The sequence below is a fragment of the Streptomyces sp. NPDC002773 genome, from assembly GCF_040295605.1.
Taxonomy (GTDB): domain Bacteria; phylum Actinomycetota; class Actinomycetes; order Streptomycetales; family Streptomycetaceae; genus Streptomyces.
In genome coordinates, this window is record NZ_JBEOVO010000031.1 from 1 (window position 1) to 13,849 (window position 13,849).

At 73.3% G+C, this 13,849-nt stretch carries 10 protein-coding genes; 1 reads left to right on the top strand and 9 read right to left on the bottom strand.

Annotated features, from left to right (window positions below; translation table 11 throughout):
* Positions 1-167: 167 nt before the first annotated feature.
* The 4 genes from ABT034_RS28295 to ABT034_RS28310 form a co-directional block, all read right to left on the bottom strand.
* Entirely contained in the window at positions 168-1,514 is a 1,347-nt protein-coding gene (locus ABT034_RS28295; RefSeq protein ID WP_351219887.1) for a hypothetical protein, read from the bottom strand.
* A 153-nt stretch (positions 1,515-1,667) separates the two neighbouring features.
* Positions 1,668-2,561: an esterase/lipase family protein gene (locus tag ABT034_RS28300; RefSeq protein WP_351219888.1), complete on the bottom strand. Its 894-nt coding sequence runs from the start codon at positions 2,559-2,561 to the stop codon at positions 1,668-1,670.
* A 166-nt stretch (positions 2,562-2,727) separates the two neighbouring features.
* On the bottom strand, positions 2,728-3,687 hold the full coding sequence (locus ABT034_RS28305; RefSeq protein WP_502973075.1) for a DNA polymerase Y family protein: 960 nt from the start codon (positions 3,685-3,687) through the stop codon (positions 2,728-2,730).
* Positions 3,684-7,238 carry a DNA polymerase III subunit alpha gene (locus ABT034_RS28310; RefSeq protein WP_351219889.1) on the bottom strand — a complete coding sequence of 1,185 codons (3,555 nt, stop codon included), beginning with the start codon at positions 7,236-7,238 and terminating at the stop codon, positions 3,684-3,686. The genes ABT034_RS28305 and ABT034_RS28310 overlap by 4 nt, the downstream gene beginning before the upstream one ends.
* Before the next feature lie 170 nt (positions 7,239-7,408).
* Here ABT034_RS28310 and ABT034_RS28315 point away from each other — a divergent pair, with 170 nt between their 5' ends.
* Positions 7,409-8,449, top strand: coding sequence for a DUF3533 domain-containing protein (locus tag ABT034_RS28315; RefSeq protein ID WP_351219890.1), 1,041 nt, complete (start codon positions 7,409-7,411; stop codon positions 8,447-8,449).
* Positions 8,450-8,530: 81 nt separating this feature from the next.
* On the opposite strand, the gene ABT034_RS28320 is transcribed toward ABT034_RS28315, so the two are convergent.
* From ABT034_RS28320 to ABT034_RS28340, 5 genes are all read right to left on the bottom strand, one after another.
* On the bottom strand, positions 8,531-9,445 hold the full coding sequence (locus tag ABT034_RS28320; RefSeq protein ID WP_351219891.1) for a S1 family peptidase: 915 nt from the start codon (positions 9,443-9,445) through the stop codon (positions 8,531-8,533).
* Positions 9,446-9,596: 151 nt separating this feature from the next.
* Positions 9,597-10,385, bottom strand: a complete 789-nt coding sequence (locus ABT034_RS28325) for a DUF1684 domain-containing protein (RefSeq protein ID WP_351219892.1) — start codon at positions 10,383-10,385, stop codon at positions 9,597-9,599.
* Positions 10,382-11,671, bottom strand: coding sequence for an NtaA/DmoA family FMN-dependent monooxygenase (locus tag ABT034_RS28330; protein ID WP_502973077.1), 1,290 nt, complete (start codon positions 11,669-11,671; stop codon positions 10,382-10,384). The genes ABT034_RS28325 and ABT034_RS28330 overlap by 4 nt, the downstream gene beginning before the upstream one ends.
* Positions 11,672-11,694: 23 nt before the next feature.
* Positions 11,695-12,786, bottom strand: coding sequence for an LLM class flavin-dependent oxidoreductase (locus tag ABT034_RS28335; protein ID WP_351219894.1), 1,092 nt, complete (start codon positions 12,784-12,786; stop codon positions 11,695-11,697).
* A 32-nt stretch (positions 12,787-12,818) separates the two neighbouring features.
* The gene (locus ABT034_RS28340) at positions 12,819-13,802 is read right to left on the bottom strand and encodes an ABC transporter substrate-binding protein (protein WP_351219895.1); all 984 of its coding nucleotides are present in this window, start codon (positions 13,800-13,802) and stop codon (positions 12,819-12,821) included.
* Positions 13,803-13,849: the final 47 nt, after the last annotated feature.

Below are 13,849 nucleotides of genomic sequence, written 5' to 3' on the forward strand. Positions count from 1 at the left end.
CTCATAGCGGAGCTATTCGGGCGTTTCGGCAACGCGGCGAGGTGCCGTGCCAGGCGTCGCGACCCCGGCCATGATCCGCCGGACACGCCCTAGGGCCCTAGGACGCGCGTCCGCCCGGGCGGCGCGAGGCTGCCCGGGCGGAGGTGGCCCTGTGGGGGGGCCGGGCCTCAGGTGCTGTCCGCCGCGCCGGCCATCCTCGTGTGACGGACCACCGCCGTGCCGGTCAGGAGGACGACGGCCACGGCACTCAGCAGCGCCAGGGCCTTGGCCCAGGCGAAGGTGGTGCCCAGGCTGCTGCTCAACAGGTCGACGGTGCGGGCGCTCGCCACTCCGTGGAGCGCTATGACGACGATGGCGAGGCCCGCGACGGCGGCCCAGACGAGCAGGGTGTCCCGTGCGGCGAGCCACACCGCGGCCACCACGCAGAGCACGGTGACGACCACGGACACGGTCTCCGCGTCGCCGCCCGAGCGCAGACCCGCGAGGTCCGTCGGCAGGTGGAGGAGGCCGCAGACGAACAGCGCGACGGCTGTCGGCCAGCGCAGCGCCGACCGCAGCGCCGGGGAGCTGCTGTGGCTGCCGGGCCCCGTGGCGAGGCCGCCGTCCAGCGTCGACTTCGGCTGCTCGGCGGCGCCCCGGCCGCGCTTCGGGCCGGTGGCGGCCGCGGCCGCGGTTCCGGCGGCCTGGCCGGGCGCGGCCTTCCGCTCACCGGGGGGCTGCCAGTCGCTGCTGTCGGTCCCGAGGATGCCGACGAGCCGCACCACGTCCTCGATCGGCCGGCCCACCGCCGCGGCGCGCAGCGTGGTCTCGGCCTGGTGGAGGTCGTACCCCGAGGCGTTCAGGAGCGCGAGCAGCTGCCGTACCTCGTCCAGGGGGCGGGTGACGGCGGCCGCGCGGAGCGCCACGTCGGCGGGGCTGGACACGGCGCCGGTCTCCTGGAGCCGGGCGACGAGTGCGGCGACCTCGGCCACCGGGCGCTCGGTCGCGGCCGTCCGCAGGAGCGTGTGGACCGCCTCGTCACCGTTCTCGTCCTGGGCCTGGGACTCCTCGACCGGGGGCTCCGCCTTGAGCTGGGGCTCCATGACCGGAGGCGCCTCCTTGGCCGGGGGCTCCTCCTTGGCCGGGGACGCTTCCTTGGCCGGACGCTCCACCGCGGCCGGAGGCGCCTCCCCGGCCGGAGGCGCCGTGACCGGCGGCTCCACCGTGACCGGATACGCCGCCCTGGCCGGGTACGGCTGCCTGGCCGGAGTCTCCGTGACCAGAGGCTCCGCCTTGACCTGGGGCTCCATGACCGGAGGCTCCACCTTGGCCGGCGGCTCCTCCTTGACCGGGGTCGCCGTCAGGACCGGGACCGCCGGCACGGTGGGGGGCACCGTCGGCCGGGCGGGGATGGGCGGCGCCCCGGGTGCCGGGGGCGGGGAGACAGCCGAGTGGAGGGTCGGACCTCGGGCGGGCCCTGCGGTCGGTTCTATCTCGTCTTCCGCCGGGCGGGTGGGGGGAAGGTCGGTGGTCATGTCACAGGCTCCATTCGTGAACATTCCGTAGGCGTTCACCGTGGCTGTCTCGTGATGCGCCAGAAACGCACGCTTGAGCACGATTAGCCCCCATCCTGTGACACTGCGCCATCAGGGCGCGGCTTCCTTACGCCGACGGAGCGAACACGGCTGCTAGCCGATCACCGAGAGGCAGGTGGTCGGGGTCGCGCGGGCCGGGTCGAGGGCGTTGGCGACCTCGTGGAAGGTGACCCGGTCGACCGTGCCGATCGCCACGTGCTCGGACAGGTCGAGCGCGCACTTGTCCTGGATGAGGACGTTCGTGACGTTCGGCCCCGACAGGAACTGCGAGCGGTACGGGGTGACGACCTCGTCGTACCGGGTCGCGATGACGTGGTAGCGGACGCCCGCGACGGTGTCGCCGCCCTCGTTGAGCTTGGTCATGAAGGGCGAGCCGGCGATCTGGTCGGCGAGGCCCGGGGTGGTGGCGCTGATCAGGTCCTCGGCGCCGGGGAAGTGCGGGAGCAACTTGGTGAGTCCGAGGAGGGTGGTGCCGTGGTTGTCGGGGGCGATGCCGACGAGCGCGTTCACCTTCTCGGCCCCGCCGAGGAACTTGAGGTACCAGCGGGGCATCATGCCGCCCTGCGAGTGTCCGACGAGGTCCGCCTCGGGGGCGCCGGTGGCGGCGAGAACCCGGTCGACGTAGGCGTCGAGCTGCTCGGCCGACTTCTCGATGGGGCCGAGGCCGTGGAAGAACGGCACGTTGGGCAGCTGGCCGTAGTCGAGCGAGAAGACGCAGTAGCCGCGGTTGACCAGGTACGGCGCGAGGACGAGCCAGTTGTCGACGGAGTTCCCGAAGGTGCCGTGGACGAGGACGACGGGGCGCGGGTGAGCGGCGGAGGGCTTGCAGGAGAAGTCGTTCCAGCCCCGGCTGGTGGCGGTCGCGGAGGCCGTGGCGGTCTCGGCCTGGGCCGAGGCGGCGGCGGTCGGGGCGAGCGTGGCGGCGGCGGTGAGGAACAGGACGGACAGCGCTCTGGCAGCGTGCTTCCAGGGGTTCCAGGGCAGCATCGGGCGATCTCCTTGCGGCTCAAGGGAGAGGTGGGGTGTGACGCCCTGCGGTCCGGACCACAAGTGGGGATGCGCTTCAGCCAAGCTACGCACGAGTAGCCATGGCTGGGAAGTTACGCGTCGGTAAAAAGTGATACGTCATCAAGAAGGCCTAGCGGCAAGGCTGTTAGGCCGCCAGCGAGCCCGGGACGATCGCTCGCGGGCCGTATTTCGCCCGTGCCCGGTCGGCCACCGCCTCGATCCGCCGGGCCTTCTCGTCCGCCGGGTCCAGGGACAGCTGGTGCGCGGCTCCCTCGGCGCCCGCCAGTCCCTCGGCGCGCAGGGCGATGCCCCGTACCCGGGCCCGCTGGAGGCCGAAGGAGTCGTGGACGGCGTACGCGAGGGTGGTGAGCGCGGCGGAGTGGGCGGTGGGTTCGGGCAGGGTACGGCTCCGGGTGGTCGTGGTCCGGTCCGCGTACCGCACGGTGACGGCGAGCCCGCGGCACACCTGTCCCTCCGTCCGCAGCCGGGCGCCCAGCTCCTCGGCGAGCGAGAGGAGGGCCCTGCGCTGTTCCGTCCGGTCGGTCTCGTCGCGCGGGAAGGCGCGTTCGGCCGCGACCGACCGTGAGGCGGCGTGCGGGACGACGGGGGTGCGGTCGATGCCCCGGGCCCGTTCCCACACCTCGCGGCCGGCCTTCGCGCCGATGAGCCGCTGGAGGACGGCGAGCGGTGCGTCCGCGACGCGTCCCGCGGAGTCGAGTCCGTAGCCGCAGAGGGTACGCGCGGTGGTCCGGCCGACGCCGTCGAGTGCGACGACCGGCCGGTCGCGCAGGAAGGCGGCGGGGTCGTCGACGACGAGGGTGGCGCCGGGCCGGGCCTCGCGGGCGGCCATCCGGGCCAGCATCGGGTTGGGTCCGGCGCCGATGACGCAGTCGACGCCGTAGAGGGCGAGTGCCCTGACCCGGATCACGGAGGCGAGCTCGGCCGGGGTCCGGTCGAAGTAGCGCAGCGCGCCGCGCACGTCGGCGAGCGCCTCGCCGGGCGGTGCGGCCTCGACGGTAGGGGTGAACTCGCCGAGGAGGTCGCAGAGTTGGGGGAAGAGCACTTCCCACATCGGTTCGAGTCGGAACCGTACACAGAGGATCATCCCGCGCTCCCCGGACTGCTGTGCCACAGCTTCCTTCCGCTTGGGGCCCCTTCGCCCGCCGGCTTGAGGTCGGCCCAGGGGTTCAGTTCGTAGCCGGTGGGCAGGGTGATGCGGCGGCCGGAGTCGCCGTTTCCGCCGGAAGGACCGGGTTCGGCGAGGCGTGCCCCGACCGCGTCGAGACCGCCGGACGCCCGCAGTTCGACCAGTTCGGCGAGGTTCCAGGCGGCGGCGCCGACCACGCTGACGCTGCGGGGGCCGCGCCGCTGCACCACTCCCCGGACCAGGAGCAGCCAGGAGTGGAAGACGGTGTGGGCGCAGCGCTCGTGGGCGTCGTCGAAGAAGGCGAGGTCGACCAGTCCTGTGCCGTCGTCGAGGGTGGTGAAGATGACCCGTTTGCCGGAACGGATCGGCGGGGTCTGGGTGGCGGCCTTGGCGCCCGCGACGAGGACGGTCCTGCCGTGCGGGGTCTCGCGGAGGCGCTGGGCGGAGACGACGCCGAGCTCTTCGAGGAAGGCGTGGTGGTCGCCCATGAGGTGGCGGGAGGCGTCCATGCCGAGGATGCCGAGTTCGGCGCTGAGGCGTTCCGTCTCGTCGAGGTCGGGCAGGCCGACGGGGGCGGTCCTGCCGCCCTGGGCGAGCGGGAGCTGTCCGCCGTGGGAGGCGGCTCCCCGGTGGACGCGCCGGAGTTCGGTGAGGTGGAGGAGGAGGTCGCGGCGGTTGGCGCCGAAGGCGTCCAACGCACCCACCTGGGCGAGCCGTTCGGCGACGGGGGTGCGGGGGCGGGCGCGTTCCCAGAAGTCGAGGAGGGAGGCGTAGGGCTGTCCGGCCTCGATGCGGGCGCTCTCGGTCCCGCCGATGCCGTGGACGTCGCCGAGGCCGAGCCGGAGTCCCCACCGGGCTCCGGACGGAGAATCAGACACCAGTTCGATACGGTGAGCGACCGCCGACCGGTTCACGTCGAGCGGCAGCACCGGCACCCCGCGCCGCCGCGCGTCCGCGAGCAGCAGCCGCTTGGGGTACATGCCGGGGTCGTGGGTGAGCAGCCCGGCGTAGAAGGCGGCCGGGTGGTGCGCCTTGAGCCAGGCCGACTGGTACGTCGGCACGGCGAAGGCCACCGCGTGCGCCTTGCAGAAGCCGTACGAACCGAAGGCTTCCACGATCTCCCAGGTCCGGGCGACGACCTCGTCCGCGTATCCGCGCGCCGAGGCCTGCCGGGCGAACCAGAGCCTGATCCGGCCCTGCGACTCGGGGTCGGAGAGCCCGCGCCGGACCTGGTCGGCCTCGTCGCGGCGGCAGCCGGTCATGATCCGTACGATCTCGATGATCTGCTCGTGGAAGACGACCACGCCGTACGTCTCCTTCAGGGTCTCCTCCAGGTCGGGGTGCGGGTAGCGGACGGGGGCGCGGCCGTGCCGGGCCTCGATGAAGGGGCGGACCATGTCGGCGGCGACCGGCCCCGGCCGGAAGAGCGAGATGTCGACGACGAGGTCGTGGAAGGTGGCGGGCTGGAGCCGGCCGACCAGGTCGCGCTGGCCAGGCGACTCGATCTGGAAGCAGCCGAGGGTCTCGGTGGAGCGGATGAGCCGGTACGTCTCGGGGTCGCCCTCCGGGATCGCGTCGATGTCCGGCCGGATGCCCGTGGCCCGTTCGACCTCGGTGACGGCATGGGCCATCGCGGACTGCATCCGCACCCCGAGGACGTCCAGCTTGAGCAGCCCGAGGTCCTCCACGTCCTCCTTGTCGAACTGGGACATGGGGAACCCCTCGCCACTGGTGGGCACCACGGGGGTACGGGTGAGCAGCGAGGCGTCCGAGAGCAGTACCCCGCAGGGGTGCATGGCGGTGCCGCGGGGCAGCGCGTCGAGCGCCTCGACCAGCTCCCAGAGCTTCCCGTACTTCTCCTTCTCCCCCGCGAGTTCGCGCAGCTCGGGCAGTTCGTCGAGGGCGGCGAGCGCGTCCCGGGCGCGGATGTGCGGGAAGGCCTTGGCGATCCGGTCGATCTCGGCCGGGTCCATGGAGAGGGCCGCGCCCACGTCCCGTACCGCGTGGCGGACCCGGTAGGTCTCGGGCATGGCGACGGTGGCGACGCGCGCGGTGCCGAAGCGGTCGATGATCGCCCGGTAGACCTCCAGGCGGCGGGCGGACTCCACGTCGATGTCGATGTCGGGCAGGGCGGTGCGGCGCTTGGAGAGGAAGCGTTCCATCAGCAGGCCGTGCTCGACCGGGTCGGCGTGGGCGATGCCGAGGAGGTGGTTGACGAGGGAGCCTGCGCCGGAGCCGCGGGCGGCGACCCGGATGCCCATGTCCCGGACGTCATCGACGACCTGAGCGACCGTCAGGAAGTAGGTGGCGAAGTGGTGGTGGGCGATGACGTCCAGCTCGCGGTGCATCCGGTCCCAGTAGTCGCCCCGCTTCTCGTACCCCTTCAGGACCATGCCGGCGGCGGCCCGGGAGGCGAGGACGCGCTGGGCGGTGCGGTGCTCGGCGCCGACGAGGTGGGGTTCGGGGAAGTGGGCGGAGCCGATGCCGAGGTCGTCCTCGGGGTCGACCTGGCAGGCGGCGGCGACCGCCGCGGTCTGTTCGAGGAGCCGGTGGGCGGTGTCCCGGCGGAAGCCCGCGGCCTCGACGATCCGCTCGGCGGCGGCCAGCATGCCGTCGGGTCCTCCGAGGCCCTTGAGCCAGGCCTCGCCGCTGTCGAGCTCCTTGCGGGGGTCGATCGGGACCAGGCGGCGGGCGGAGTCGAGGACGTCGGCGACCGGGCCCTGGCCGGCGTCGGCGTAGCGGACGGCGTTGCCGAGGACGGGCCGGACGCCCTGCTCGGCGGCGAAGCCGACGGTACGGGCGGCGAGCCGCAGGGAGCCGGGCCCGGCGCCGGTACGGCCGTGGTCGACGGCCATGAGCCGCAGCGCGTCGCCGCACCGCTCGCGCCAGGGGGCGAGCAGCCGGGCGGCCCGGTCGGGGCGTCCTGCGGCGAGGGCGCGGCCGACGTCGGACGCGGGGCCGAGCAGCACGAACACGTCGTCGTCGCGCAGGGCGGACCAGGGCAGCAGGGGCTGCTCCCCGCCACCGGCGTGGGCGGCGGTGACCATCGCGCAGAGGGAGGCCCAGCCGGTACGGGAGCGGGCGAGGAAGAGGGCGCGGGGCGCGGACTCGTCGACGAAGGCCCCACCCCGGACGGGCACCCGCCGGGCGGAGGCGGAATCGGCCGCGGATCTGGAGGCGGCCGCGAATCCGGAGGCGGCTGCGGACCCGGAGGCGGCTGCGGACCCGGGGACGCCCAGGACACCGGGAACACCCGTGACACCCGTGACACCCGAGGCCCCGGGGGTTCCAGCCGCCTCATACGCCAGATCCACGCCGAACAGGGGACGGACGCCCTCCTTCGCGCAGGCCTTGGCGAAGCGGATCGTGCCCGCGAGGGTGTCGCGGTCGGTCAGGGCGAGCGCGTCCATGCCGCGCTCGGCGGCGCGGGCGGCGAGCCGCTGGGGGTGCGAGGCGCCGTATCGCAGGGAGTAGCCCGACGCGGTGTGCAGGTGCGTGAATCCCGGCATGGCGCACCTCCCGCACTCCCGCATCGATTCGTACGTACGTTCCCACCCCCCCGTTCTTCACCATAACCCATTTCGAACGTCCGTACGATAAGCCGTGCGGGGCCACCTCCCGTCAGCCATTCGGGCGTACCCCACCTGCGGAAACATCCCCTCCCCCGGAGCGTGAGGGCATGAGCCTCGTCGACGAACTGAAAAGCGCCGTCACGCCCCGAGCCGCCCTCCTGGTCGTCGGTGTCCTCGCCCTCCAGCTCCTGTTCATCGCCTCGTACGTCGGGGCCCTGCACCACCCCAAGCCGAGAGACGTGCCCTTCGGCGTCGTCGCGCCGCAGCAGGTCTCCGCCCAGCTCCTCGGGCAGCTGGAGAAGCTCCCCGGCGACCCGCTCGACCCCCGTACGACCGCCGACGAGGCCGAGGCGCGGAAGCAGATCCTGAACCGGGACCTCGACGGCGCCCTGATCGTCGACCCCGGCGGCCGCACCGACACCCTGCTCGTCGCCTCCGGCGGCGGCACCGTGCTCTCCTCGGCCCTGGAGACGATCTTCACCCAGGTGGAGGGGGCCCAGCAGCGGACCGTACGGACGGTCGACGTGGCCCCCGCATCGAAGGGCGACTTCGACGGGCTCTCCGCCTTCTACCTCGTCGTCGGCTGGTGCGTCGGCGGCTACATCTGCGCCGCGATCCTGGCGATCAGCGCGGGCTCCCGGCCCGCGAACCGCGAGCGCGCGATCATCCGCCTCGGCGTCCTCGCGCTCTACTCGGTCCTCGGCGGCCTCGGCGGCGCGGTCATCGTCGGCCCGATCCTGAACGCCCTGCCCGGCAGCGTCGCCGCCCTGTGGGGACTCGGCGCCCTGGTCGTCTTCGCCGTCGGCGCCGCCACCCTCGCCCTGCAGTCGGTCTTCGGGATCGTCGGCATCGGCCTGGCGATCCTGCTCATCGTGGTCGCGGGCAACCCCAGCGCGGGCGGCGCCTTCCCGCTGCCGATGCTGCCGCCGTTCTGGAACGCGATCGGCCCCGCCCTGCCGCCGGGCGCGGGCACCTGGGCGGCGCGCTCGATCGCGTATTTCAAGGGCAACGACATGACCGGCTCGATGCTGGTCCTCGCGGCCTGGGCGGTCGTCGGCGCGGCGGTCACCCTGGTGATGTCCTCGCTGAAGCGCGGGCCCGAGCGGGCGGAACCGATCGCCGGGGAGATGGGCGGGGTCCGCGCGTAGGCCCGCCGCGCGTGCCGAAGGCTCCCGTCACTGCGGGGGCCTTCGGCGGGCCTGGTCTCCGCGCTTCCTCCCGCGTGCCGCCTAGTAGAGGCTGACCCGGTACTTGGCGAGGGCCTCCGGCACCGGCTGGTAGAACGTGGTGCCGCCGGTGGAGCAGTTGCCGCTGCCGCCCGAGGTGATGCCGAGCGCCTTGGTGCCGTCGTAGAGCGCGCCGCCGGAGTCGCCGGGTTCGGCGCAGACATTGGTCTGGATCATGCCCCGGACGGTGCCGCCGCCGGAGTAGTGGACGGTGGCGTCCAGGCCGGTGACGGTGCCGCTGCGGGTGCCGGTGGTGGAGCCGGAGCGCCTGACGGGCTCTCCCACGTAGGCGTTGGCCGCGGTGAAGCCGCCCGGGTGGGTCAGCGAGGCGTTGTCGTAGCGGACGAGCGCGTAGTCGTTGCCGGGGAAGCTGGACCCGGTGGTGGCGCCGATCAGGGTGGACTGCGCCGAGTTGGCGTACCAGGTGTTCACGACGTTGCCGCAGTGGCCGGCGGTGAGGAAGTAGTACGTGCTGCCGCTGCGGACGTTGAAGCCGAGCGAGCAGCGGTAGCCGTTGCCGTAGATGGCGTCACCCGCGCCGAGCAGGGGCTTGAAGACGCCGGGCGTGTGCTGGACGCGGAGGGCTCCGGCGTCGGCGCCGGCCGCCTCGCGGATCTTCGCGATCCCCGCGTCGGTGACGGTCGCGTCGGCGGTGACGACGACCCGGCCGGCCGCTCTGTCCACGTACCAGGCGGTGCCGCCGACCCCCGCGGCGTCGACGGCGGCGTCGGCGCGGGCGAGCTGGGCGGCTCCGGCCGGGCCGGGGGCGGGGGCGGCCTGGGCGCCGGGGAGTCCGACGGCGGTCACGGCCGCGATTCCGGCGACGAGGGCGAGCAGACGGGTGCGGGTGTTCCTCACTGTGCTCCTCACGATTCTCCTTCTGGGAAAAGCGGAGGGGCCCGTGGATGGCGGGCCCATGAGGCGCCATCAGGTGACGTGTTCCTGACATGCACCGTCAGCGATAGTGGCCCTCCCTGAGCGGACGCACAAGACCGCCGACCGGACGGGTACCCCCGCCGTCATGGCCGGGGGCACCCGTCATCCGTCATGTCTCCCGTCGAAGCCCTGGTCAGGAGGGGTTCAGCCGCCGCTCCCCCGCCGGGACGGCGGTGTCGAGGGTGTTGCCGGGCGGCGGGAAGGGGCAGATGAAGTGGTCGGCGAAGGCGCACGGCGGGAGCAGCGCGCGGTTGAAGTCCACCGTCACCGAACCGTCCGCCGCCGGGGCCGCCGGGCGCAGGAAACGGAAGCGGTAGCTGTCCCGGCCGCTGGTCGCGTCCGCGAAGACCGCCCACAGGGAACCGTCGTCCTCGACGGCCACCTGGAGGGTGTGCTCGGCGCCGTGCAGGTCGAAGACCAGCTCACCGGTGAGCCCGAGACCGCGCTCCCTGCCGTCGGCGTTCTCGACCCGTACGCTGCGGGTCTCCCCGTACGGGCGGAAGACGCCGGGCACCACCCAGCGCGCGTCGTACGCGGTGGCCTCGATGCCCCGGAAGGCGCGGCGCGCCTCCGAGCCGGGGTCGAAGTCCCGTACGGCCCAGAGCCCTTCGCGTCGAAGGACCACGAGCCGCCGGCCGGCCGACTCGACCCGGGACTCGTGGATCGGGCCGTGGTCGGCGGTGAGCCGGACCGTGCCGGTGAAGGGCTTGCCGTCGACGGTGAGGGCGTCCTCGGCACCCGCCGACAGGAGCACCTCGTCACCGTCCTCCCGCCACTCGCCGGGAACGGCCGGAAGCCGCCCCTCCGGAAAGTCCGCGAGCCAGTGGGTGCCCGAGAGGGAGAGCGGGCCGTACGAGGAGGAGACCGCGGCCTCGCGCTGTTCGTGCCAGTGCTGCCAGTCCTGCTGGGGATCCGTGCTCATGGTGTTCCACCCTTCCATACGGGTTCGGGAAGCCCGAGGTGTGCCCGGAGCGTCGTGCCGGAGTACTCCGTACGGAACACTCCGCGCTCCTGGAGCAGCGGGACGACCCGGTCGACGAAGTCGTCGAGGCCGCCGGGGGTGAGGTGCGGGACGAGGATGAAGCCGTCGGCGGCGTCCTTGGCGACGAACTCCTCCAGGGCCGCCGCCACCGTCGCCGGACTGCCGACGAAGGACTGGCGGGCGGAGGACTCGACCACCGTCTGACGGATCGACAGACCCTTCGCCTCGGAGAGCGCCCGCCACTTCTCGGCCACCGCCAGCGGGTCGGCGACCCGCACCCGGCCCTGCACGAGCGTCGAATCGGGGTCGGGGTCGATGTCCGGGAGCGGCCCGTCGGGGTCGTAGCCGGACAGGTCGCGGCCCCAGATCTGCTCCAGGGCGAGGATCGCGTTCTGCGGGGAGACCTGCTGGTGGCGGATCTCGGCGGCCCGCTCCCGTGCCTCGGCGTCGGTGTCCCCGAGGACGTAGGTCACCCCGGGCATGATCTTCAGGTCGGCCGGCTCCCTCCCGTACCGGGCGAGCCGTCCCTTGACGTCGGCGTAGAACTCCCGGCCGGCCTCCAGGGTGGAGTGACGGGTGAAGATCACATCGGCGGCCGACGCGGCGAACTCCCGCCCCTCGGCGGAGTCTCCCGCCTGGATGACGACCGGGTGTCCCTGCGGGGAGCGCGGGACGGTGAACTCGCCCTCGATCCCGAACTGCGGCCCGCTGTGGGTGAAGGGCCGCGGGGTGCCGTCCGGGGTCCAGGAGTCCCACAGTTCCCGGGCGGTGGCGAGGAACTCGGCGGCCCTGCCGTACCGGTCGGCCCGGTCGAGGTAGCCGCCGCGCCGGAAGTTCTCGCCGGTGAAGGCGTCCGACGAGGTGACGACGTTCCAGGCGGCCCGGCCCGCGCTGAGGTGGTCGAGCGAGGCGAACCGCCGGGCCAGTTCGTACGGCTCGTTGAAGGTGGCGTTGACCGTGGCGGCCAGGCCGAGCCGGTCGGTGACGGCGGCCAGCGCGCCCAGGACGGTGATCGACTCGGGCCTGCCGACGACGTCGAGGTCGTGGATGCGCCCGTTGTGCTCGCGCAGCCGCAGCCCCTCGGCCAGGAAGAAGAAGTCGAACAGACCGCGCTCCGCGGTCCTCGCGAGGTGCTCGAACGAGGAGAAGTCGATCTGTGATCCGGAGCGCGGATCGGCCCAGACGGTGGTGGAGTTGACGCCGGGGAAGTGCGCGGCGAGATGGATCCGCTTCCGGCCCCCGGGGCTGCTCACGCGCCTGCTCCCGTCGTCGCGTACTGGCTGGCGGGGCGGGTGAGCCCCAGGTGGTCGCGGAGGGTGGCGCCCTCGTAGGCGGTACGGAAGAGGCCCCGGTCCCTGAGCCGGGTGACGGTGTCGGCGGTGAACCGCGCCAGGTCCCGTTCGGGCACGGCCGGTACGAGGTGGAAGCCGTCGACCGCGCCGCCGCCGTGCCAGCCGGCGATCAGTTCGGCGAGCGCCGCCGGCCCGCCCTCGTACGTGTCGAGGTCGACGGTCGCGGAGAGCAGGACGCGCAGTTGCCCGGGGTCCCGGCCGTGCGCGCGGGCGCCCTGCCGCAGTTCGGCGCGGAGGGCCGCGGCCTCCTCTGCGGACGATGCCCTGATCAGGGCCACGTCGGCGTGGTGGGCGGCGGTGTCCCGGGCGGCGGGGCGGGTGGCGTCGACGACGGTCACCGGGTTGCCCTGCGGGGGCCGGGGCACGATCGAGGGGCCCTTGACCGAGAAGGTCGCGCCCTGGAAGTTCACGTGGTGCAGCTTGCGGCGGTCGACGAACCGCCCGGTCGCCGCGTCACGTATCTCGGCGTCGTCCTCCCAGCTGTCCCACAGTCTGCGGGACACCTCGGCGACCTCGCCCGCCTCCTGCCAGAGCGCGTCGGTGGGCGGGGCTTCGCGGCGGCCGAAGAGCCGGGCCTCGGCCCCGGTCGGGGAGACCGCGATCCGCCAGCCCGCCCGGCCCCGGCTGACCCAGTCGAGGGTGGCGACGGCGGCCTGGACGTGGAAGGGCTCGGTGTGGGTGGTGGTCACGGTCGGGACGAGGCCGACGGCACGGGTCTCGGGCGCGACCCGGGCGAGGACGGCGAGCGCGTCGAGGCCGGGCCGGGCGAAGGAGTCGTCGTGGGTGAGGAAGTCGAGCGCGGCGGCCTCGGCGAGCCGGGCGAGCGCGACCGTACGCGCGGCGGCGGTCGAAGGGGCGATGCCCGGGGCGCCGGCGGGGGCCGGGGCGCCGGGGCCCGAGGCGCCAAGGCCCGGGGCGCCGGGCCCCGGGGCGAGTTCGGCGGCGAGGTGGAGGGGACGGGTGCTGGTACGGGTACCGATGCTGGTCATGCGGTCTCTCTCGGGACGGAGCGGAGGAGGCGTCAGTTCTTGGTGCGGGGAAGGCCCGGCGGGTTGATCTCCGACTTCTTCACGGCCTCGCCGTCCAGGCCCCACCGCTTGAGGACCTGGCCGTAGGTGCCGTTCTCGATGACGTGGTCGAGGGCGGCCGCGTAGGCGGCGACGAGACCGCTGTCCTTCTTCGTGGTGGCCGCGATCTTGCCCTGGAGTCCGGCGCCCGCCCCGGAGAACCTGCCGACGATCTCGGTCTGTCCGGCGGAGAGCACGTGGTAGGCGGCGACGGGGTTGGGGCCGAGGTAGCCGTCGATCCGGCCGGACTGGAGCGCCAGGTAGTAGTCCGAGGTGTTCTGGTAGTACGTGATGTCGACCGGCTCGCGGCCGGCCTTCTCGTTCTGCGCGGACCAGTCGACGAGGATCTTCTCCTGGTTGGTGCCGGAGCCGACGGCGATCTTCTTCCCGGCCACGTCCTCGGGGCCCTTCACCTTCCAACCGGAGCCCTTCTTCGCCTCGAAGGCGAGGTCGTCCAGGCGGTAGGTGGCGAAGTCGTACTTGTCCTTGCGCTCCTCGGTGACGGTGACGTTGGAGAAGACGGCGTCGTACTTGCCGCTGTCCAGGCCGACGAAGAGGTTCTCCCAGGAGACCCGGTGGAACTCGGGCTTCAGGCCGAGGGCGTCGGCGACCAGGGTGGCGAGGTCGACCTCGACGCCGATCAGGGTCTTGTCGTCGGTGGCGTGGAAGACGAGCGGTGGATTGCCGGTCGCGGAGACGCCGAGGACGAGGCTGCCTCTCGCGCGGACGGCCTCGGGCAGCTGCGCGGCGAGGGCGGCGACCTTGGGGGTGCGGACGCGGTTCTGCTCCGGGCTCAGGTTGATGCCGGGGCCCTTCTGTCCCGCCGGCGTGAGCGTCTCGACGGCGGCGTCACCCGCGCCGCAGGCGGTGAGGGCCCCGAGGGCGGTGAGCGAGGCGAGGGCGGTGAGAACGGTACGGGCGGTACGACGGGTCTTCATCGCGATGCTCCTGGGAGAGAAGGAAAAAGAGCGAAGGGAAAAAGGGG